Source organism: Microbacterium sp. M1A1_1b (genome assembly GCF_053345565.1).
In genome coordinates this window covers 16,839-37,182 of sequence record NZ_JBKFAJ010000007.1, presented here as the reverse complement: position 1 = coordinate 37,182, position 20,344 = coordinate 16,839, and the positions used below count along the sequence as shown (strand labels likewise).

The window sequence follows — 20,344 nt, the reverse complement described above, 5'->3', positions numbered from 1 at the left end:
CCTCCCGTCCGTCTGTCATCACCGCGAAAGCGACAGAACGCCCCGGACCTTCCGCGGTGAACTGTCGCTTCCGCGATGAAGAGCGGAAGGACTACCGCTCGAGCCGCAGCCAGACGGCGCCGAGTGGCGGCACCACCAGGTGCGCCGAGGCCGGTCGGCCGGCCCACGGGGTGTCCTCGGCGGTGACGACGCCCAGGTTGCCGACACCGGACCCGCCGTACTCTGCGGCGTCGGTGTTGAGGACCTCGGTCCACGTACCGGCCAGGGGCAGCCCGAACCGCCGCTCGACGGGCACGCCGGAGAAGTTCACGAACACCGCCAAGCGCTCGTCACCCGCCTTCCGCAGGAACCCGATCGTCGAGTGCGGTGCGTCGCCGCCCTCGATCCACTCGAAGCCCTCGGCGGTGGCGTCGAACGTCCACAGCGCGGGGGTGTCCTTGTACACGCGGTTGAGCTCGGCTACCAGCCGCTGCACCCCGTTGTGTCCGGGGTCGTCCGACTGCCACCAGTCCAGCCCACGCTCTTCGGACCACTCCGAGACCTGCGCGAACTCCTGGCCCATGAACAGCAGCTGCTTGCCGGGGTGCGCCCACATGAAGGACAGGTATGCACGGACGTTGGCGAGCTTCTGCCACTCGTCGCCGGGCATCTTGCCGTACAGCGAGCCCTTGCCGTGCACGACCTCGTCGTGGCTGATCGGCAGCGTGAACTGCTCGCTGAACGCGTACACGAACGAGAACGTCAGCTCGTCGTGGTGGTACGCGCGGTACGCCGGGTCGCGCTGCACGTACTCGAGCGAGTCGTGCATCCAGCCCATGTTCCACTTCTGCCCGAAGCCCAGACCGCCCGCGTTGGTCGGCTGGGTGACGCCGGGCCACGAGGTGCTCTCCTCGGCGATCATGACGATGCCGGGGTAGCGCTTGTACGCGGTGGCGTTGGTCTCCTGCAGGAACGAGACGGCGTCCAGGTTCTCGCGTCCGCCGTGGATGTTCGGCAGCCAGTCGGTGCGCGAGTAGTCCAGGTACAGGATCGAGGCCACGGCGTCGACCCGCAGGCCGTCGATGTGGAACTCCTCCATCCAGTACAGCGCGTTCGCGACCAGGAAGTTGCGGACCTGCGGCTGCCCGAAGTCGAACACGTAGGTGCCCCAGTCGAGCTGCTCGCCGCGGCGGGGGTCCGGGTGCTCGAACAGCGCGTGGCCGTCGAACCTGCCCAGTGCCCACTCGTCCTTGGGGAAGTGCCCGGGGACCCAGTCCATGATCACGCCGATGCCCGCGGAGTGCAGACGGTCGATCAGGTAGCGCAGGTCGTCGGGCGAGCCGTAGCGCGAGGTCGGGGCGTAGTAGCCGGTGACCTGGTAGCCCCACGAGCCGCCGAAGGGGTGCTCGGACAGGGGCAGGAACTCGATGTGCGTGAAGCCGAGGTACTGCACGTGGCCGATGAGCTGGTCGGCGACCTCGCGGTAGCTCAGCCCCGGCCGCCACGAGCCGAGGTGCACCTCGTACACGCTCATCGGCTGGTCGTGGGTGGTCGTCTCGGCGCGCTGCTGCATCCAGGCGGCATCGCCCTCGGACCAGGTGTAGTCCGAGCTGGTGATGACCGAGGCGGTCAGCGGCGGCACCTCGGCACGGCGCGCGAAGGGGTCCGCGCGTTCGACCCAGCCGCTGTCGGTCAGGATCTGGAACTTGTAGCGCTGGCCGTCGAGCGCCCCGGGCACGAACAGCTCCCAGACGCCCAGCTCGTTCAGGCGGCGCATCGCGGTGGTGCGGCCCTCCCAGCCCTCGAAGTCGCCGATCACGCGCACGGCGGTCGCCCGCGGTGCCCAGACGGCGAACGCGACGCCGTCGACGCCGTCCAGGGTCGTGACGTGTGCCCCCAGGTGGTTCCAGAGCTGCTCGTCACGGCCCTCACCGAACAGGTGCAGGTCGAGTTCACCCAGGGACGGCGCGAACCGGTACGCGTCGTCGGTGGTCCAGGTGGCGTCGTCCGAGTCGGTGGAGTCGTCGAAGTCGTAGTCGGCTTCGACCCGGTAGCGGCCGAGCGTGTCCGCGGTGGCGCCGGCCCACAGGCCGTCGCCCTCGTGGGACAACTCGATGTCGTCGCCGTCGGGCCGGACCAGACGGACGGCCTTCGCCAGGTGTCGGACGACACGCACGCTGGTGCCGCCGTCGACGGGGTGCGGGCCGAGGACGTCGTGCGGTTGCGACCAGCGGGCCTCGGCGACCTGCTGCCGCAGCCACTCCTCGACGGGGGCGGGACGCGGTTCCACGGTCGGACGGGAGGCCCGGGTCGGCTCCGGCACGTCGGCGGGCGCACCCGGGGCGGTCGCGTCGGCCGGCACGCTGGCTGCGGCCGGCACGCTGGCTGCGGTCGGCACTGCGGGCTCGGTCGGCACTGCGGGCGCGGTCGGTGCTGCGGTGTCGGGCAGCGGCGTGGAGCCGCCCGCCAGGGTTTCCGACTCGGTCACGCCGCGGTCGGGCGCCTCACGCTTCGGCAGCCGCGCGCCGGGCATGTCCTCGCCCGGCGCGGAGACCTTCGGCTCGGTGCGGGGCGCAGCGGCAGGATCGGCCACGGGGCGCGACGGCACCGGTCGCGGGACGGCTGCGGCGGGACGAGCGGGCACGGGCGGCGGCGGCGGCTGGACCGGCGGCACGCTCGGCCCCTGCCCGCGGTCCCGGGGTGTGGTCCGGTCGGCCTCGTTGGGGTCGGTGGTCATCGGTGTGGTCCTTCCACGACGAGCAGGTGCACGGGCTCCTGGAAGGCATCCAGGCGCACGTAGTTGGACGATCCCCACACCCAGCGCTGCCCGGTCACGACGTCGCGGACGTCGAACGCCTGCTCCGGGTCGAGTCCGAGGGCGGTGAGGTCGAGGTGCACGGTCGTCTCACGGGCGGAGTGGGGGTCGACGTTCGCGACGACGATCACGGTGTCGTCGCGACCGGAGCGGATGAACCGTCCGGGCAGGTGCTTGGAGTAGACGACGATCGCGCCGTCCTCGGCGTCGTGCACGTGCAGGTTGCGGAGCTGGCGGAGCGCGGGGTGCGCGGACCGGAAGCGGTTCAGCATCGTGACGTACGGCGCCAGGCTGGCACCCTCGGCTTCGGCCAGCGCGAAGTCGCGCGGCTTGTACTCGAACTTCTCGTTGTCGATGTTCTCCTCGGACCCCGGGCGGGCGACGTCCTCGAAGAGCTCGTAGCCGGAGTACATGCCCCACGTCGGCGCACCCGTCGCGGCGAGCGCTGCCCGGACCTTGTAGCCGGCGCGGCCGCCGAACTGCAGGAACTCGGTCAGGATGTCCGGCGTGTTCACGAACAGGTTCGGGCGGAGGTAGTCGCTCGTCTCGTGGCTGAGCTCCTCGAAGTAGTCCGCGATCTCGTCCTTCGTGTTGCGCCAGGTGAAGTACGAGTACGACTGCTGGAACCCGGCCTCGGCCAGGGCGCGCATCATCGCCGGGCGGGTGAACGCCTCGGCCAGGAACACCGTGTCGGGGTGCTCGTCGCGGATCTCGCGGATGACCCGCTCCCAGAACCACAGCGGCTTGGTGTGCGGGTTGTCGACGCGGAAGATCCGGATGCCGAACGCGATCCAGTGCTCCAGTACACGCTCGACCTCGGCGACCAGGCCCTCGGGGTCGGTGTCGAACTGGATCGGGTAGATGTCCTGGTACAGCTTCGGCGGGTTCTCGGCCGTGGCGATGGACCCGTCGGCGCGCACGGTGAACCACTCCGGGTGCTCGGTGACCCAGGGGTGGTCGGGGGAGCACTGCAGCGCGAAGTCGAGCGCGACCTCCATCCCGGCGTTCTTCGCCGTCTCGACGAAGTCGCGGAAGTCGTCCTCGGTGCCCAGGTCGGGGTGGATCGCGTCGTGCCCACCGGCCTCGGAGCCGATCGCCCACGGGCTGCCCGGGTCGTTCGGCCCGGCGTCGAGGGTGTTGTTCGGCCCCTTGCGTGCGGTGTGCCCGATCGGGTGGATCGGCGGCAGGTAGACGACGTCGAAGCCCATCCGGGCGACGCCGGGCAGGCGACGCGCGGCGGTGCGGAAGTCGCCGCTCTTCCACGACCCGTCCGGGTTCCGCTTGGCGCCCTCGCTGCGCGGGAAGAACTCGTACCAGGCGCCGACGCCCGCGCGGGTGCGCTCGACGTCGAGGAGCTGGACGGGGGAGTGGGTGCGGAGCGAGGTGAGCGGCGCTTCCTCGACCTCGGCGGCGATGCGCGGGTCGTCGACCGCGGCCAGACGCTCGGCCGGGTCGAGGTCCTGGTCGCGGACCCGGGCCGCAGCGCGGGTGGCCGCGGGGGAGTCGGTCTCGTCGGCGAGTCGGTCCAGCAGCGCAGCACCGTCGAGCAGGGTCGCCTGCACGTCGACGCCCGCGGCGACCTTGAGCCGCGCGCCACGCAGCCAGGTCGTCCAGTCGTCGGAGTACGCCTCGACGTGCCAGGTCCAGACGCCGACGTGGTCGACCTGCACGGTCGCCTCGTAGCGGTCGGTCCCCGGTGCGACGAGGGTGAGCGGTACGGTCCTGGTCCCTCCGTCCGGCCGCTCCAGCACGACGTCGGCGCCGATCACGCCGTGCCCCTCGCGGAAGACGGTCGCGCCGAACGTGATCACCTCGCCGTCGAAGGCCTTGCCCGGGAAGCCGTTGGGCGTCCGGGGGCTGAGTTCGGTGATCGGGATGCGCCCGATCTTCGGACGCCGGGGTCGGTCTGCGGTGGCCACGGAGCAGACGCTACCCGGCCGGGCCCGCTCTGTTCCCCGGAACTGCCGGACGGTCCGGGCGTGGCGGAGCCGAGCCGGGCCTCCAGGCGGTGTCCGAGTCGTGGTGTGGCGGGCCGTCAGACGATGTCGAAGACGTGGATGCCGGGGCCGTACGCGGTGAACACGGTGCCGGCGGGACGCAGCCGCTCGTGGTCGCGGTGCTTCTCGCTCGACCAGGCCAGCCGGTACGCGGTGACGTCGTCGGGCGCCGGCAGGGTCAGGTCGCGCGTGCGGCCGCTGCCGTGCACGACGACCAGGACCCGGTCGTCGGACTCGTCCTGGTCGTGGGGCGTCGACGCGACGGACCACTGCACGACCCGGTGCAGGGGCTGGTCCCACCACTCGCCGGTCATCGGGCCGCCGTCGGGGCCGTACCAGCGCATCCGCGACGCACCTGGCGTTGTCTGCCCGTCGACGCCGTAGCGGTCGGGCCGGAGCGCCGGGTGGGTCGCACGCAGGCGTGTCAGCGCGGCGACGGTCTCGGTCATCGACTCGGCGTCCTCGTCGCCCGACCAGTCGACCGGCGTCAGGTCCTCGGTCACGACGTAGGCGTTGTTGTTGCCGTGCTGGGTGCGGCTGCGTTCGTCGCCCGCGGTGAGCATCGGCACGCCCGCCGACAGGAACAGCGTGCCGAGCAGGTTCCGCATCGAGCGACCGCGTGCCGCACGCACCCCGCGGTCCTCGGTGGCGCCCTCGATGCCGTGGTTGAACGAGCGGTTGTCGTTCGAGCCGTCGCGGTCGTCCTCGCCGTTCGCGTGGTTGTGCTTGCGGTCGTAGGCGGTCAGGTCGTGCAGCGTGAAGCCGTCGTGCGCGGTGACGAAGTTGACGCTCGACAGCGGACAGCGGTCGGCGCCGAACACGTGACGCGAGCCGGTCAGGGCCCCGGCGAGCGCCCCGATCCCGGCGCCGGGGACCCCGCAACGGCGTTCCTCGGCGATGTCGGTGAGCCAGAACTGGCGGACCGTGTTGCGGAAGCCGTCGTTCCACTCGCTGGAGCGGGCGCCGAACTGGCCCGTCCGCCACCCGTCGGGTCCGACGTCCCACGGTTCGGCGATGATCAGCACGTCCTGCAGGTCCGGGTCGGTGCGGATCCGGTCGAGCACGGGGTGCGCCGGGTCGAACGCGTGGTCGCCGTTGCGGGCCAGGGACGCCATCAGGTCGAAGCGGAAGCCGTCGACCTGCATCTCGCGTGCCCAGTAGCGCAGGCTGTCGAGCACCAGGTCCGCCGTCGCCTCGACCGAGGTGTCGAGCGTGTTGCCGCAGCCGGTCGTGTCGAAGTACGTGTCGTCCGCCGCCCAGCGGTACCGGTTCGTGCCGTCGATCCCGCGCAGCGACGACGTCGGACCGCCCAGGCCCTCTTCGGCGGTGTGGTTGTAGACGACGTCCAGGACCACCTGGATGCCGGCCTCGTGCAGCAGCCGGACCATGCCCTTGAACTCGCGCAGCACCGCCTGCGCGCCGGCCTGGCGTGCGGGTTCCGACGCGTACGCGGCGTGCGGGGCGAAGAACCCGAGCGTGTTGTAGCCCCACGCGTTCTCGCGCCCGGCCTGCTGCAGCCAGTGCTCGGAGTCGAACGCCTGGACCGGCAGCAGCTGGATCGTGGTGACGCCGATGCGCTGCAGGTGCCGGATGGTGCCGTCGTGGGCGACCCCCGCGTACGTGCCGCGCAGGTGCTCCGGCACGGCGGGGTTCGCGCTGGTCAGGGTGCGGACGTTCGCCTCGTAGACGACCGCGTGCTCGAGGGGCACCACGGGCTTGGTCGATTCGCCCCAGTCGAAGGCGTCGTCCACGACCACGCTGGTCCACCGTGCCGACGACCCGCGGACGATGCCACGCGCGTACGGGTCGAGCAGCGGACGCTCGGCATCGAAACCGTGCCGCGGACCGGTCGGCCCGTCGACCAGCAGGTGGTAGGTGTCGCCCAGCTGCACGTCGTCGAGCGAACCGGTCCACAGGTCCGTGTCCGGCAGCTGCTCGAGCGCCACGGACCCCCGCCCGTCGACGACGAGCGTGGCAGCCGTCGCCGAGGCGCTGCGCATCGTGAACCGCGCACCGCCGTCGACCAGGCGCAGCCCCTGGGCGGTGTCGATCGCGGTCTCCTGCATCTGCCCAGGGTACGAGACGACGCGACTATCCTGGGAACGCACCAGAAAGGGGTCCCCGTGCCGGTCTACCTCGACCACGCAGCGACCACGCCGATTCTGCCCGAGGCGCTCGCCGCCTTCACCGACGCGATGGCCACCGTCGGCAACCCCTCGTCGATCCACAGCGCCGGGCAGCGCGCCAAGATGCTGCTCGAAGACGGCCGCGCCCGCGTCGCCGCATCGCTCGACGCCGAACCCGTCGAGGTCGTCTTCACCTCGGGCGGCACCGAGAGCATCAACCTGGCGATCAAGGGCCTGTACTGGGCCCGGCAGCAGGACCGGCCCCGGCCGCGCATCGTCGTGGCAGCGGGGGAGCACCACGCGACGGTGGACACGGTCGACTGGCTCGAGCGCCACGACGGCGCGGTCGTCGACGTGGTGCCGTTGGACGCGCTGGGTCGCGTCGACCTGGCCGGACTGGAGGCCCGACTCGCTTCCGCCGACGACGTCGCCCTGGTCACGTTCCTGTGGGCCAACAACGAGGTCGGCACCATCCAGCCCGTCACCGCGATCACGGCGCTGGCGCATGCGGCCGGCGTGCCGGTGCACGCCGACGCCGTCGCCGCCTACGGGCAGGTCCCGGTGTCGTTCCGCGAATCGGGCCTCGACGCGCTGAGCGTCTCCGCGCACAAGATCGGTGGGCCGGTGGGCATCGGTGCGCTCGTACTCGGTCGCACTGCCACGGTCGAGCCGCTCATCCACGGTGGTGGGCAGCAGCGTCAGGTCCGCAGCGGCACCCAGGACGCCCCCGCCGCGATCGCGTTCGGGGTTGCAGCGGCTGCTCCGCACGTGTCCGTCCGGGCGCTGCGCGATCGTCTGGTCGCCGGGGTGCTGGATGCCGTGCCCTCGGCCGAGCTGCGCGGCGACCCGGTCGACCGACTGCCCGGCAACGCCCACTTCACGTTCCCCGGGTGCGAGGGCGACTCGCTGCTGTTCCTGCTCGACGCGGCCGGGGTCGCGGTGTCGACCGGCTCGGCGTGCCAGGCCGGCGTCCCCGAGGCGTCGCACGTGCTGCTCGCGATGGGGTTGTCCGAGGAGCAGGCCCGCGGGGCGCTCCGCATCACGCTCGGGCAGACGTCCACCGACGCGGACGTCGATGCGTTCCTGGCGGCCCTGCCCGATGCCGTCGCGCGGGCGGGTGCTGCGGGGATGGCGTCCCGCGAGCCGCTGCTGGGTCGGTAGTGCGGGTCCTTCGATGCGGATGCTCCTGACGTCGAACGGCATCACGACCGATGCCATCCGCGATGCACTCGTCGGCCTGCTGGGCAAGCCCGTCGCCGAGTCGCGCGTCGTCGTGGTGATCGACGCGATCCTCGGGTTCCCCGGGGACAGCTCCACGCTGGTCGACCACCTGGGGGCGCTGCGTGCGCTGCCGTGGGCCGAGTTCGACGTCGCGTCGTTGTTCGCCGGGCCGCCGGCGCTCGTCGCGTCACGGCTGCGGGCGGCCGACGTGGTCCTCGGGTACGGCGGCAGCAACCTGTGGGCGGCGCACACCTGGCACGCGAGCGGTCTCGCGCCGGTGCTGGCGGAGGTCCTCGACCAGCAGGTCTACGTCGGTTGGAGTGCGGGTTCGATGGTCTTCGCCCGCCAGCTCGGCCAGTGGCCCGTGGCCTTCGACGACCAGGACGAGCTGAACCTGTTCGGGCTCACCAGCGTCGCGCCCGCCGTTCCCCTGTTCGATTGGTTCTTCGCCGGCCACCTGGGGGCCGACTGGATGCCCGCGGACGCCGAGGAGCGGTTCGCTCGGGGCGCGGCACGGTCGGGGCAACCGGTCTGGTTCGTCGACGACGACTCGGCGCTGCTGATCCGCGACCCGTCCGCGGCGCCGGTCGTCATCGGCGACGGGCACTGGCGGCACTTCGGTGCGGACGGGGCGCTCCTGGCGTCGCGCTGACCGGACACCCGTGCTCAGGATTGCCATGCTGACCGCTCTCGGCCCGGCCGCCGACGCCTGACCGGTCGACCTGCGAAGCTTGGGACATGTCATGGCCACGAGCGGACGACCTGCACACGGAACGTGTCTCGCTGGAACCGCTCACCGAGCAGCACGCGAGCGAGATGGTGACCGCTCTGGCCGCCGAGGAGCTGTACCGCTTCACGGGCGGGGGACCGCCCACGCTCATCGAGCTCGAGGAGCGCTACCGCCGCCAGTCGCGAGGTCAGTCCGAGGACGGAACGGCGGGATGGATGAACTGGATCATCCGACCCGTCGCCGGCGGGCCGGCGATCGGTTTCGTCCAGGCGACGCTCGCCCGGCAGGGTCCGGCCCTCGACGCTGACCTTGCGTGGCTGGTGACCGTGTCTGAACAGGGCCGCGGTCTCGCCGTGGAAGCCACAGCTGCCGTCGTGAGGTGGTTGACCTCGATCGGTGTCGGGCGCGTGCGTGCCTTCATCCGCCCCGACCACACCGCGTCCCAGCGTGTGGCCGAGCGGCTCGGGCTCGTGCCGACGTCGACGCACGTGGACGGCGAGGTCCTCTGGTCCGCCGACACGTCGTCCACGACTGATCGACCGGGGGTGGTCCGAGAGCTGGCTCCGCACTGGTCGTTGTCCAGGCGCCCTGCGTGACATGTGTCACGGAGGATCGTGACAACCGGGCACGTCCGCTCACGGACCGGCGGCACTTGACTGATCAGGCCCGCTGCGCACGTCCGCGCGGCCCGACCGGAACGAGCACCATGCGGAAGCCCCTGCGCATCACCCTGATCACCATCGGCGCGCTGGTGGCGATCCCGGTGCTGGCGCTCGCCACGACCTCGGTCGTCAACGTGGTCGCCACGCACCGCGAGGCGTCGGAGATCACCGACTACGGCCAGCGGGTCGAGGTGGACGGCAAACGGATGAACGTCGTCGTCCGCGGGTCCGGCGCGCAGACCGTGGTGCTCCTGCCCGGGCTGGGCACCGCGGCGCCCGGGCTGGACTTCGGGCCGCTGATCGACCAGCTCGACCAGACCTACCGCGTCGTCGCCGTCGAGCCGTTCGGGACCGGGCTGAGTGACCAGACCGACGTCCCGCGGACCGCCGCCAACATCACCCGCGAGGTGCACGAAGCGCTGCACCGGCTCGGGGTCGACCGGTACGTGCTGATGGGCCACTCGATCGCCGGCATCTACGCGCTCGAGTACACGAAGGACTACCGGGACGAGGTGACCGCGTTCGTCGGGATCGACAGCAGTGTGCCGCGGCAGTCGAGCTGGGACGAGCCGATCCCGACCGGCACCATCGTCGCCGCCGACCGACTCGGGCTGCTGCGGATCGCGAACGCATCGGCACCCGACACGCTCGGCGATGCCTACGACGCCCGGACGAAGCGGCAGATGCGGCTGCTGACCGCCAAGAACGGTGCGGCACCCACGCTCATCGACGAGATGCGTCGCACCCCGCAGAACTTCCGTTCGGCCGAGGACCGCACCTTCCCCGCCGACCTGCCCGTGCTGCTGTTCGTGCGGACCAACGACAACGACGTGCCGAACTGGGTCGCACTGCACGACCGTCAGGCGGCGAGTGTCGAGCACGGTGCAGTGATCGGCATGGTCGGCGACCACTACCTGCACCACACCCTGTCGGCGCAGATCGCCAGGGACACCGTCGCCCGTCTCGCTACCCTGGGCGTGTGACGCACCCCGGGCACGCGCGGCTCCGCGCCGACATCGACGTCCGCGTCGTCCGCTGGTCGTCGATCGCGTCGCTCTGGCTCGTCGTGGTCGTCGGCGGTGCCGTGCAGCTGCTCGTCGGGACCGACGGGCCACCCTCGTCGCGGACACCGGTCCTCGTGGTGCTCTCGGTCGTCGCCGTGGTTGCCGCGACGGTGACGATCCCGCTGCTCATCCGCCCGGCCGGGGAAGCCTCGGTCGTGCATCCCGCCGTCGTGGTGCTGGTGCTGACCTCTGTCGCCGTCTGGATCGTGTCGATCGTGCCGCCGTCCGGGGGATCGGCGTGGTCCTTCACGTCGGCCATCGCCGGCGGGACGGCCGCCTGCCTGCTGCGCGGGTGGGGACGCGTCGTGGTCCTCGCCGGCACGGTCGTCCTTATCGTCGTCATGACCGATGCGGATGCGCCGCCCGGGGACCTGGTCCTCGTCGGGACCCTGGTGCTCTTCGCCCTGATGCCGCTCAGCGTGGTGTGGATCCACCGCGTGGTGCTCCGGCTCGAAGCCGCCCGCCGGACGGCATCCGACCTCGCGGTGGCCGAGGAGCGACTCCGGTTCGCGACGGACCTGCACGACATCCAGGGCCACCACCTGCAGGTCATCGCGCTGAAGAGCGAACTCGCGGAACGTCTGCTGGCCGCCGAGCCCGACCGCGCCCGCGCCGAGCTCAGGGACATCCGGTCCGCGGCACGGGCCGCACTCGATGACACGCGCGCACTCGTGCACGACTACCGGACCGTGACCGTCGCCGCCGAGGTCCGGAACGCAGCGTCGGTGCTGCGGTCAGCGGGCATCGACTGCTCGGTACAGATCGTGACCACCGGCATGACCGATGCGGTGGGGGCCCTGTTCGCCGTCGCCATCCGCGAGGCCGCGACCAACACGATCCGGCACAGCCGGGCGACCACTGCTGCGATCGAGCTCCGGCGGGTCGACGACGCGTGGCGGCTGACGGTGTGGAACGACGCGCCGATCACCGCCGGCCGACGCGAGGGCGGCATCGCGGGCCTCCGTCAGCGCATCGCGCCGCACAGCGGCACGGTGGAGACCACCCGAACCGACGACCGGTTCACCCTGGTGGTCCGGATCCCCGCAGGCGCCGAGTCGGAGGTCCGACCGTGATCCGGATCGTGATCGCGGACGACGAGGAACTCATCCGTGGAGCGCTGGTCGCGCTGCTCGGCCTGGAACCCGACCTGGAGGTCGTGGCTGAGGTCGCGGACGGAGCTGCGGCGGTCGCCGCCACGCTTTCATGCCAGCCCGACGTGGTCCTGCTGGACTTGGAGATGCCGGTGATGGACGGGATCGAGGCGGCGCGGTCGTTGGCCGCATCCTCGACCGGAGCGCCGGTCCGCACCGTGATCGTCACCCGACACGCCCGACCCGGGACCCTCAAGCGCGCGCTCGCCGCTGGCGTGCGTGGTTTCGTCCCGAAGTCGACGCCCGCCGCACGGCTCGCGCAGATCATCCGCGACGTCGCGGCCGACGTGCGGTACATCGACGCCGGTCTGGCGGCGGCCGCGTTGACCGAGGACGAGAGCCCGCTCACCCCGCGCGAGGCCGACGTCCTGCGACTGACCCGCGACGGACTGGCCACCAAGCTGATCGCACGGGAACTCTCCCTCGCGCACGGCACCGTCCGGAACCACCTGTCGTCCGCGATCGCGAAGCTGCACCGTGACGACCGTCGTGCTGCCGCACAGGTGGCCTGGGACCGCGGCTGGATCTGAGCTCGGACCGCCCAGGCGGCGGCGGATCGAGCCGGAGCGACTCCGCACTCAGGCTGGTGCCACGCCAGGAGTGGACCTCAGGGGGCGAACGGCGTCAGACAGAACGGATGCCCCGCTGGGTCGAGCATGACGACCCACCGGGTGTCCGGTTGATCGGGAGCCACGACCGCGCCGCACGCTTCCGCATGCTCGCGGAGCGCGCCCAGGGCGTCCCGCTCGCACGTCAGGTCGAGATGCACGATGGACGTTCCGGGCCACACCGGACGACGGTAGGGCGACACCCGCTGGGCCACGAGGGACCAGCTGCCGGCGGTCACTCCGGCGGCGCTGTCCGTGACCCAGTCGACCCGGCCGCCCAGGAGTCGGGCGTAGAAGGCCGACAGCTCGCGGTGGTCCTCGCAGTCGATCGAGACCCCAGCGACGCGAGCGCTGGCCACTGCTCCGCTCATGGGAGCGAGCGTACGCACTCAGTCCGCGCGGTCGCCGCGGCGACCGCGTCGTCGCAGTGTTCGGCGGACTGCGAACAGCGCAGCACCACCCGCAACCGCGGCGACACCGCCGAACGCGACCGCGCTCGTCGACCCAACGCCGTAGTTGGACCACGGGAGCCCGAGCGACCACTGGGCCACCGGGCCGACCAGGAGCATCGCGCCGGCTGGTGCGACGACGACGACCACGGCCGTGCCGCCGCTCCAGGCTGGGTGCCGGATCACCGCGATGCTCGCTGCTGTCGCGGTGGCGAGTGCGCCGTACACCCAGGAACTGCCGAACATCCGCCAGCCGTCGTACGCGAACCAGTCCTGCACCCCGCGAACGGTCCGCGCCCACGCATGCGGTCCTGCGCTGCCGTGTGTCGACGAGATGACGGGCAACGGCCACCCGACGACGGCCAGCAGACCCGCGAGTGCGCTCACCACCCCGAGGACGACGATCACCGTCCGCCGGCGGACGACGGGCTCGCCGTCGAGGTCCGGGATGCTCACGCGGAGGACAGTACCCGGCAGGCACGCAGGAGCTGGCGCTCGGCGTCTGTCGCTGGGGAACGAGGCCTGCGTCAACCGCACCGCGGCGTCTCGTGTCGCTTCGAGCGCGTCGTCGTCGGTCGCCGTCGCGCCCTGGGCTGCGATGAGCGCCGCACGGAGCCGCAGCGGCGAGCGCTAGCGACAGGGACGGGGACAGCGAGGTCGTCACGTCCGGATCTGCGCTCGTATCGTTGGGCGATGGACCTCGAGCACGTCTGGCCGCTGTACGGACTCCGCCTCGTCACGCCGCGGCTGGAACTGCGGCCGCTGCGCGACGACGACCTGCCCGGGCTCGTCGATGCGGCGCTGTCCGGCGTGCACGATCGGGCGCGCATGCCGTTCGGCGTCCCGTGGACGGATGCGGAACCCGCGGTGATGGCTCGATCGATGGCGCAGTACCACTGGAAGATGCGGGCCGAGGTGACCCGCGACTCGTGGGGTGTGGGCTTCGCCGTGCTCCGTGACGGGACACCCATCGGGGTGCAGGAGCTGCACGCACGTCAGTTCGCCACACGCAAGACCATCGACAGCGGGTCGTGGTTGTCGCTCGCGCACCAGGGCCAGGGACTCGGCACCGAGATGCGCGCGGCACTGCTGCTGTTCGCGTTCGACCAGCTCGGGGCCTCGTGGGCGGAGTCGAGCGCGGCCGCATGGAACGAGGCGTCCCTTGCAGTGTCCGCGAAGCTCGGGTACCAGCGCAACGGCGTCACCCGTTCGCAGACCCGTGCCGACGAGGTCGTGGACGAGGTCCGGGTCCGTCTGCGCCGCGATGACTTCGTGCGGCCGAGCTGGAACCTGGTGACCGAAGGTGCGGCAGCAGCCATCGAGCAGCTGCACCAGGTCGGGTAGCTTCACCGCATGCAGTCGTTCGCGTCGCCCCGCGGCGGCACCCGCACGTACCGCCGCACCGGGCACGGAACGCCGTTGGTGTGCGTGCCGGGCGGTCCGCTCCTGTCGGCGGAGTACCTGGGCGACCTCGGCGGGCTGGCCCGGTACGCCGAACTCGTCCTGTTCAACCCGCCCGGGTCCCTGCCGGATGACGACACCCAGGCTGCGGACCTGCGGTGTGACCGCATCGTGGATGACCTCGAGGAGCTCCGGCAGCACCTGGGGCTGGACCGGGTCGCGCTGCTCGGGCACTCGGCCGGAGCGAACATCGTGCTGCGCTACGCCGAGCGGTTCGGGAAGCACGTCGACCGCCTGGTGCTGGTCACGCCGAGCACGCGTGCCGTCGGCCTCGACATCGCCGACGACGACCGCTCCGCCGTAGCCCGGTCCCGCGCAGGGGAACCCTGGTACGACGTCGCTGCCGCCGCGCTCGCGCGGATCCAGGCGGACGAGGCGACGGACGACGACTGGGACGCCATCGCGCCGTTCAGCCACGGCCGGTGGGACGCTGCGGCAGCCGAGTACGACGCCGCGATGGACGCGGCCCGCAACCCGGCAGCGGCCGCTGCCTTCGGCGCTGCGGGCGCCTTCGATCCGCCGAGCACCCGGGAGGCCCTGGCACAGTTGGACGTGCCGGTCACCGTCATCGCGGGTGCCGTCGACGTCGGCCTGCCGCGGCCCGTCCTGCGGCAGTTCGTCGACCTGTTCCCGCGAGCGACCCTCGCGGTACAGGACGGCGCGGGCCACTTCCCCTGGGTCGACGACCCCGACGCCTTCGTCGAGCTCGCACGTTCGGCCCTCAGCCGATCGTGACCGGCTTGCTGTACCAACGGTCCGAGTACGGGTCCTCGTTGAAGGCGGCGACGCGCTCGAAGCCGTGTCGCTCGTACATGGCGCAGGCCTCTGTCAGCGCAGCGCGGGTGTCCAGACGGAGCGTGCCGACGCCCCGTGCTCGGCATGCGTCTTCGGCGGCACGGAGCAGCTGAGCGCCGATGCCGCGTCCCCGATGCGTCGGCAGCGTGAAGACCTTCGTGAGTTCGGCCACGTTGCCGAGGAACCGGACGCCAGTGCAGCCGGCGGGGTGACCGTCCTCGACCGCGACGAACAGGGTGCCGCTGGGGGCTCGCAGATCGTCGGAGGGCTCGTCTCGCAGGGCCTGCTCCACCTCGGCATCGGTGGCCGTTCGTCCGTGCCACCGCGACGCGACGTCGGCCAGGTACGCGCGGACGACCTCGGCCGCGACGGGGGAGTCCGGGGCAACGGTCTCGATCGTGTGCACCGGGGGAGCGTACGGGACCCGGCCGCAACGACGGGCACGCGACCTGCCGTCGACACGGTGTCCCCAGTCCGGGGCGCACCTGCTCCGGGCCCTGTCCCCAGTCCGGGGTTGACCCACTCCGAACCCTGTCCCCAGTCCGGGGACGGCCCCGGAACAACGGGCTGCTCCGCACGTACTGTCCTGATCGTTCCGGCCGGTCAGGGTCGGACCAGGGTCAGGGGAGCACACGATGGACATGCAGACGGATCCGGACGCGGTGCGGCCACGCACGGATGGACGCAGGGTCGTCGTCCGCGCCCGCGCACGCCGACGCCTCGCCGTCGTCGTCACGGTGTCGGCGATCGTCGCCGCGGCGCTCAGCCCTGCGCCGGCGCTCGCCGCGAGCCCGACGACGACGGGCTCGCTCGACGGTGTCGTCGCCGGACCCGGGACCGTCACGGTCCGCGGGTGGGCGCTCGACCGGGCGAAGTCGAGCGCCTCGACCAGCGTCCGCGTCACCGTCGGGGGCGCCGTGGTCGGCACCGTCCCGGCCACATCGGCCCGCGCCGACGTGAACCGCGTCATGCGCGTCAGCGGCGCCCACGGGTACAGCGCGACCCTGGTCACCGCGAAGACCGGCTCGCAGTCGGTCTGCGTCACGGCGCTGAGCGTGACCCGCGGCAAGGACGTCGCGCTCGGGTGCCGGACCGTCGTCGTCGGAGACCCGTCCCCGACGGGTTCGTTCGACAGCATCGCCGCGACCCCGGGCACGGTGGTGGTCCGCGGGTGGGCACTCGACCCGAACACCCCCGCCGGTGCGACCGACGTGATCGTCACCGTCGGCGGCACCCGGATCGGGACCGTGCACACCGACGTCGTCCGGGGCGACGTGAACCGGGTCCGCAGCGTCACCGGTACCCACGGCTTCGCCGCCTCGCTCGCGACGACGAAGACCGGCGTCCAGTCGGTGTGTGTCGTCGGGGTGAACGTCGGCCCCGGGACCGACAAGCAGATCGGGTGCCGGTCAGTGACCGTCCCGGCCGCACAGACGGCAACGTCCCCGTCGCCTGCACCGTCGACCACGCCCGCACCGTCGACCACGCCCGCCCCGTCGACCACGCCTGCTCCGTCCCTCCCGACGACTCCGGTCAGCACCGCGGGGTCGGACCAGGGGGACGGCGGGACCATGCCGGCAGCGGCGTCGGGATGGACGCGGATCTTCGGCGAGGACTTCACGACACCGGCCGCGCCCGGGGCCTTCACGACGACCTACGGCGACCGCTTCATCGCCTACGACGGGTTTGGTGACACGAGCGGCGCCGGCATGTACCGACAGTCCGCGATGTCCGTCACCGACGGGACGCTCGACATGCACATGTCCACCGACGCCACGGGACAGCCCACCGGCGCGGCGTTCATCCCGCTCGTCGACGGCCGGTGGGGCGGACAGACCAGCGGCCGGTACGACATCCGGCTCCGCGCCGACCCGGTCGCGGGCTACGGCCTCGCCGGACTGCTGTGGTCGGACACCAACACCTGGGACGACGGCGAGGTGGACTTCCCCGAGGGCGCCCTCGACGGCAGCGTCACGCTCGCGAACCACTGCCCCGGCGACCCGTCCGTCAACTGCCTGCACCGGGACATCGGGACGACGTTCTCCGCCTGGCACACCTACACGATCGTGTGGACGCCGACGAAGCTGGACTTCTTGGTCGACGGAGTGAGCGTGAGCTCGACGACGCAGAACATCCCCACGAAGCCGCTGCACCTCGTGCTGCAGGCGGCGACGGCGACCTCGCAGAAGCCGGCGAAGGACGCTGCCGGCGACGTGCAGGTCGCATGGGTGAGCATCTCCCGCGCCGCGTGACGGACCGTCGGCGCGTGGCGAACGGGGGTCGCGTCGGCGTGACCGGCGTGACCGGACCGCACCGGGCCTCCCGTCCGGTCCGCGCGACCAGCGCACGCCGGTAGGATCGGGGACCATGGTCGAACTGGACTTCACCGAACAGATCTCCGCTCTCCGCGAGACCTTCGGCAACATCCGCTCGGTGGTCGACGTCGACCGCCTGCAGCGTGAGATCGCCGAACTCAGCGAGCAGGCCGGGGCCCAGGACCTCTGGGACGACGTCGACCACGCGCAGCAGGTGACGAGCGCACTGTCCCACCGGCAGGCCGAGCTCAAGAAGATCACCGACACGCAGGCGCGCATCGACGACCTCGAGGTGCTGGTCGAGATGGCGAACGAAGCCGAGGACCAGGAGTCCGCCGACGAGGCCGCAGCCGAGCTCAAGGCGATCACGAAGACCATGGGCGAGCTCGAGGTCCAGACGCTGCTGGACGGCGAGTACGACGACCGTCCTGCCGTCATCACCATCCGTGCCGGGGCCGGCGGGGTCGACGCCGCGGACTTCGCCGAGATGCTCATGCGCATGTACCTGCGGTACGCCGAGCAGCACGGCTTCAAGTCGACCGTGATGGAGACGTCGTACGCCGAAGAAGCGGGCATCAAGTCCGCCACGTTCGAGGTCGACGCACCGCACGCGTTCGGCACCCTGTCGATCGAGGCCGGCACGCACCGCCTGGTCCGCATGTCGCCGTTCGGCGCCGCGGGCAAGCGTCAGACGTCCTTCGCCGCGGTCGAGGTCATCCCGCTCATGCCGGAGACCGCCGTCATCGACATCCCCGAGAACGACATCCGGGTCGACGTGTTCCGCTCGTCCGGCCCCGGTGGGCAGTCGGTCAACACGACGGACTCCGCGGTCCGCCTGACCCACATTCCGACCGGCACCGTCGTCTCGATGCAGAACGAGAAGTCCCAGATCCAGAACCGTGCGGCCGCCATGCGCGTGCTGCAGTCGCGTCTGCTCCTGCTGAAGAAGGAAGAGGAGAACGCGAAGAAGAAGGAGCTCGCCGGCAACATCACGGCGAGCTGGGGCGACCAGATCCGCTCCTACGTGCTGGCGCCGTACCAGATGGTCAAGGACCTGCGGAGCGAGCACGAGGTGAACAACCCCTCAGCCGTGTTCGACGGCGATCTCGACGGGTTCATCAACGCCGGCATCCGCTGGCGGAAGCAGCGGGACGAGTCCTGAGGGCACCGCGGGGCGTTCGTGAGCCGCGCGCCTCACTTGCTTTCCGAGCGGGGCGACCTACCCTGATCCGGTCATGATCAAATTCGACCAGGTCACCAAGGTGTACTCCGGCAACCCGAGTCCCGCCCTCGACGACGTCACGCTCGAGATCCTCAAGGGCGAGTTCGTCTTCCTCGTCGGGGCGTCCGGCTCCGGCAAGTCGAGCTTCCTGCGCCTCGTGCTGAAGGAGGAGAAGCCCTCGCGCGGGCAGATCCACGTGCTGGGCCAGCGCCTCGGTTCCCTGTCCTCGCGCAAGGTCCCGTACTTCCGGCGGAACCTCGGCGTGGTCTTCCAGGACTTCCGCCTGCTGCCGAACAAGAACGTCTTCGACAACGTCGCGTTCTCGCTGCAGGTGATCGGCAAGAGCAAGGGCTTCATCAGCGAGGCCGTGACCGACGTGCTGAAGCTCGTCGGTCTGAACGGCAAGGCCACCCGCATGCCGCACGAGCTCTCCGGTGGTGAGCAGCAGCGTGTGGCCATCGCCCGCGCCGTCGTCAACAAGCCGTCCGTCCTGCTGGCCGACGAGCCCACGGGCAACCTCGACCCGACCACCTCGGCGGGCATCATGGCGCTCCTCGAACGCATCAACCAAGGAGGCACCACCGTGCTCATGGCGACGCACGACGCCAGCATCGTCAACCAGATGCAGCGCCGGGTCATCGAGCTCTCCGGTGGCCGTGTCCTCCGCGACGAGCAGTCCGGCGGCTACCAGACCCAGGCGCTGCCGGTGCAGCACCCCGCGGGCGTCTCGAACACCACCGGTATCCAGACCATCCCGGGGCTCATCCGATGAGGCTCGGGCTCGTCATGTCCGAGGTCGGTTCCGGCCTGCGGCGCAACGCCTCGATGGTGGTCTCCGTCGTCCTGGTGACCTTCATCTCGCTGACCTTCGTCGGCACCGCGATCCTGCTGCAGATGCAGATCAACCAGATGAAGGGGTACTGGTACGACCGGGCGCAGGTCGCCGTCTACCTGTGCACCGACACCGACACCACCGGCAACTGCACCGGCGCGAAGGCCACCGACGACCAGCGCCAGCAGGTCGAGGAGCAGCTCAAGGGCTCGACGCTGTCGCCGTACATCGAGAAGTACTACTTCGAGAACCAGCAGGACGCGTACACACGGTTCAAGCAGCAGTTCAAGGACTCGCCCGCGACCGAGTTCGTCAAGCCCGAGTACCTCAACGAGACCTACTGGGTGAACCTGAAGAACCCGTCGCAGGCTGACGTGCTGCAGGAGAGCCTGTCGAAGGTGGCCGGCGTGCAGAGCGTCGTCGACCAACGCGGCTACCTGCAACCGATCTTCAACCTGTTGAACGCGTCCTCGTACACCGCGATCGGCATCGCCGCCCTGATGCTGGTGGCCGCCGTCCTGCTGATCGCCACCACGATCCGGTTGTCGGCGTTCTCGCGACGCCGAGAACTCGGGATCATGCGCTTGGTGGGCGCGTCCAACCGGTTCATCCAGACACCGTTCGTGCTCGAGGGCGTGATCGCCGCCGCCATCGGGGCGGTCCTGGCCGGGGGCGCGATCACCGCGGTGGTCTGGTTCTTCGTTCGGAACTACCTGACCAAGCGGTTCTCCGGCACGGCGTTCATCGGCATGAGCGATGCGGCCGTGGTGGTGCCGGCGGTGATCGTCATCGGCGTGGTGCTCGCGGGCATCTCCGCCTCGATCGCGATCCGCCGCTACCTCAAGGTGTAGCGGCGCTCGCGCGCCCGGCCGTGCCGCGGCGTCGGCTGCCGCCGAGTCTCGGCTGGGTGGACATCC

The 20,344-nt window shown here is 71.2% G+C and carries 18 protein-coding genes; 12 read left to right on the top strand and 6 right to left on the bottom strand.

All coding sequences use genetic code 11. The features are described from left to right. Positions 1 to 91: 91 nt before the first annotated feature. The 3 genes from glgB to ACLBWP_RS15100 form a co-directional block, all read right to left on the bottom strand. Positions 92 to 2,716, bottom strand: a complete 2,625-nt coding sequence (glgB, locus tag ACLBWP_RS15110; protein WP_447655801.1) for a 1,4-alpha-glucan branching protein GlgB — start codon at positions 2,714 to 2,716, stop codon at positions 92 to 94. Next, entirely contained in the window at positions 2,713 to 4,713 is a 2,001-nt protein-coding gene (locus tag ACLBWP_RS15105) for a maltotransferase domain-containing protein (protein WP_243560704.1), read from the bottom strand. The genes glgB and ACLBWP_RS15105 overlap by 4 nt, the downstream gene beginning before the upstream one ends. A 116-nt stretch (positions 4,714 to 4,829) precedes the next feature. Then, positions 4,830 to 6,857 carry a glycogen debranching protein gene (locus tag ACLBWP_RS15100; RefSeq protein ID WP_447655800.1) on the bottom strand — a complete coding sequence of 676 codons (2,028 nt, stop codon included), beginning with the start codon at positions 6,855 to 6,857 and terminating at the stop codon, positions 4,830 to 4,832. A 57-nt stretch (positions 6,858 to 6,914) separates the two neighbouring features. Between ACLBWP_RS15100 and ACLBWP_RS15095 the strand changes: the two genes are divergently transcribed. The 6 genes from ACLBWP_RS15095 (at position 6,915) to ACLBWP_RS15070 (ending at position 12,275) form a co-directional block, all read left to right on the top strand. Continuing rightward, positions 6,915 to 8,078 (top strand): cysteine desulfurase family protein, encoded by a 1,164-nt coding sequence (locus ACLBWP_RS15095; RefSeq protein ID WP_243560709.1) that lies wholly within the window; start codon positions 6,915 to 6,917, stop codon positions 8,076 to 8,078. A gap of 13 nt (positions 8,079 to 8,091) precedes the next feature. Next, complete coding sequence (locus ACLBWP_RS15090) at positions 8,092 to 8,790, top strand: Type 1 glutamine amidotransferase-like domain-containing protein (protein WP_243560710.1); 699 nt, start codon at positions 8,092 to 8,094, stop codon at positions 8,788 to 8,790. Between the two features lie 86 nt (positions 8,791 to 8,876). Further along, a complete protein-coding gene (locus ACLBWP_RS15085; RefSeq protein ID WP_243560711.1) occupies positions 8,877 to 9,464 on the top strand; it encodes a GNAT family N-acetyltransferase in 588 nt (195 codons plus the stop codon). A gap of 110 nt (positions 9,465 to 9,574) precedes the next feature. After that, positions 9,575 to 10,513 (top strand): alpha/beta fold hydrolase, encoded by a 939-nt coding sequence (locus ACLBWP_RS15080; RefSeq protein WP_447655799.1) that lies wholly within the window; start codon positions 9,575 to 9,577, stop codon positions 10,511 to 10,513. Then, on the top strand, positions 10,510 to 11,667 hold the full coding sequence (locus tag ACLBWP_RS15075) for a sensor histidine kinase (protein ID WP_447655798.1): 1,158 nt from the start codon (positions 10,510 to 10,512) through the stop codon (positions 11,665 to 11,667). Before ACLBWP_RS15080 ends, ACLBWP_RS15075 begins: the two co-directional genes overlap by 4 nt. Next, entirely contained in the window at positions 11,664 to 12,275 is a 612-nt protein-coding gene (locus ACLBWP_RS15070) for a response regulator transcription factor (RefSeq protein WP_243560715.1), read from the top strand. Before ACLBWP_RS15075 ends, ACLBWP_RS15070 begins: the two co-directional genes overlap by 4 nt. A 77-nt stretch (positions 12,276 to 12,352) precedes the next feature. Here ACLBWP_RS15070 and ACLBWP_RS15065 read toward each other — a convergent pair whose 3' ends face one another. Both ACLBWP_RS15065 and ACLBWP_RS15060 read right to left on the bottom strand, forming a co-directional pair. Further along, positions 12,353 to 12,724 (bottom strand): VOC family protein, encoded by a 372-nt coding sequence (locus ACLBWP_RS15065; RefSeq protein WP_243560717.1) that lies wholly within the window; start codon positions 12,722 to 12,724, stop codon positions 12,353 to 12,355. An 18-nt stretch (positions 12,725 to 12,742) separates the two neighbouring features. After that, entirely contained in the window at positions 12,743 to 13,258 is a 516-nt protein-coding gene (locus ACLBWP_RS15060; RefSeq protein WP_447655797.1) for a hypothetical protein, read from the bottom strand. Between the two features lie 237 nt (positions 13,259 to 13,495). Between ACLBWP_RS15060 and ACLBWP_RS15055 the strand changes: the two genes are divergently transcribed. Together ACLBWP_RS15055 and ACLBWP_RS15050 are read left to right on the top strand one after the other, a co-directional pair. Continuing rightward, the gene (locus ACLBWP_RS15055) at positions 13,496 to 14,146 is read left to right on the top strand and encodes a GNAT family N-acetyltransferase (RefSeq protein WP_447655796.1); all 651 of its coding nucleotides are present in this window, start codon (positions 13,496 to 13,498) and stop codon (positions 14,144 to 14,146) included. A 9-nt stretch (positions 14,147 to 14,155) separates the two neighbouring features. Next, positions 14,156 to 14,998: an alpha/beta fold hydrolase gene (locus ACLBWP_RS15050; protein WP_447655795.1), complete on the top strand. Its 843-nt coding sequence runs from the start codon at positions 14,156 to 14,158 to the stop codon at positions 14,996 to 14,998. Here the strand turns inward: ACLBWP_RS15050 and ACLBWP_RS15045 are convergent. Next, positions 14,985 to 15,464, bottom strand: a complete 480-nt coding sequence (locus tag ACLBWP_RS15045) for a GNAT family N-acetyltransferase (RefSeq protein ID WP_447655794.1) — start codon at positions 15,462 to 15,464, stop codon at positions 14,985 to 14,987. The genes ACLBWP_RS15050 and ACLBWP_RS15045 overlap by 14 nt on opposite strands. 229 nt (positions 15,465 to 15,693) lie before the next feature. On the opposite strand from ACLBWP_RS15045, the gene ACLBWP_RS15040 reads away from it, so the two are divergent. The 4 genes from ACLBWP_RS15040 to ftsX all read left to right on the top strand — a co-directional run bounded on the left by ACLBWP_RS15040 (position 15,694) and on the right by ftsX (position 20,278). Continuing rightward, positions 15,694 to 17,310, top strand: coding sequence for a family 16 glycosylhydrolase (locus ACLBWP_RS15040; protein WP_447655793.1), 1,617 nt, complete (start codon positions 15,694 to 15,696; stop codon positions 17,308 to 17,310). A gap of 115 nt (positions 17,311 to 17,425) precedes the next feature. Further along, positions 17,426 to 18,535, top strand: a complete 1,110-nt coding sequence (gene prfB / locus ACLBWP_RS15035; protein WP_243560728.1) for a peptide chain release factor 2 — start codon at positions 17,426 to 17,428, stop codon at positions 18,533 to 18,535. A 73-nt stretch (positions 18,536 to 18,608) separates the two neighbouring features. Further along, on the top strand, positions 18,609 to 19,367 hold the full coding sequence (gene ftsE / locus ACLBWP_RS15030) for a cell division ATP-binding protein FtsE (RefSeq protein ID WP_243560730.1): 759 nt from the start codon (positions 18,609 to 18,611) through the stop codon (positions 19,365 to 19,367). After that, the gene (ftsX, locus tag ACLBWP_RS15025) at positions 19,364 to 20,278 is read left to right on the top strand and encodes a permease-like cell division protein FtsX (RefSeq protein WP_243560732.1); all 915 of its coding nucleotides are present in this window, start codon (positions 19,364 to 19,366) and stop codon (positions 20,276 to 20,278) included. The genes ftsE and ftsX overlap by 4 nt, the downstream gene beginning before the upstream one ends. Positions 20,279 to 20,344 lie beyond the last annotated feature (66 nt).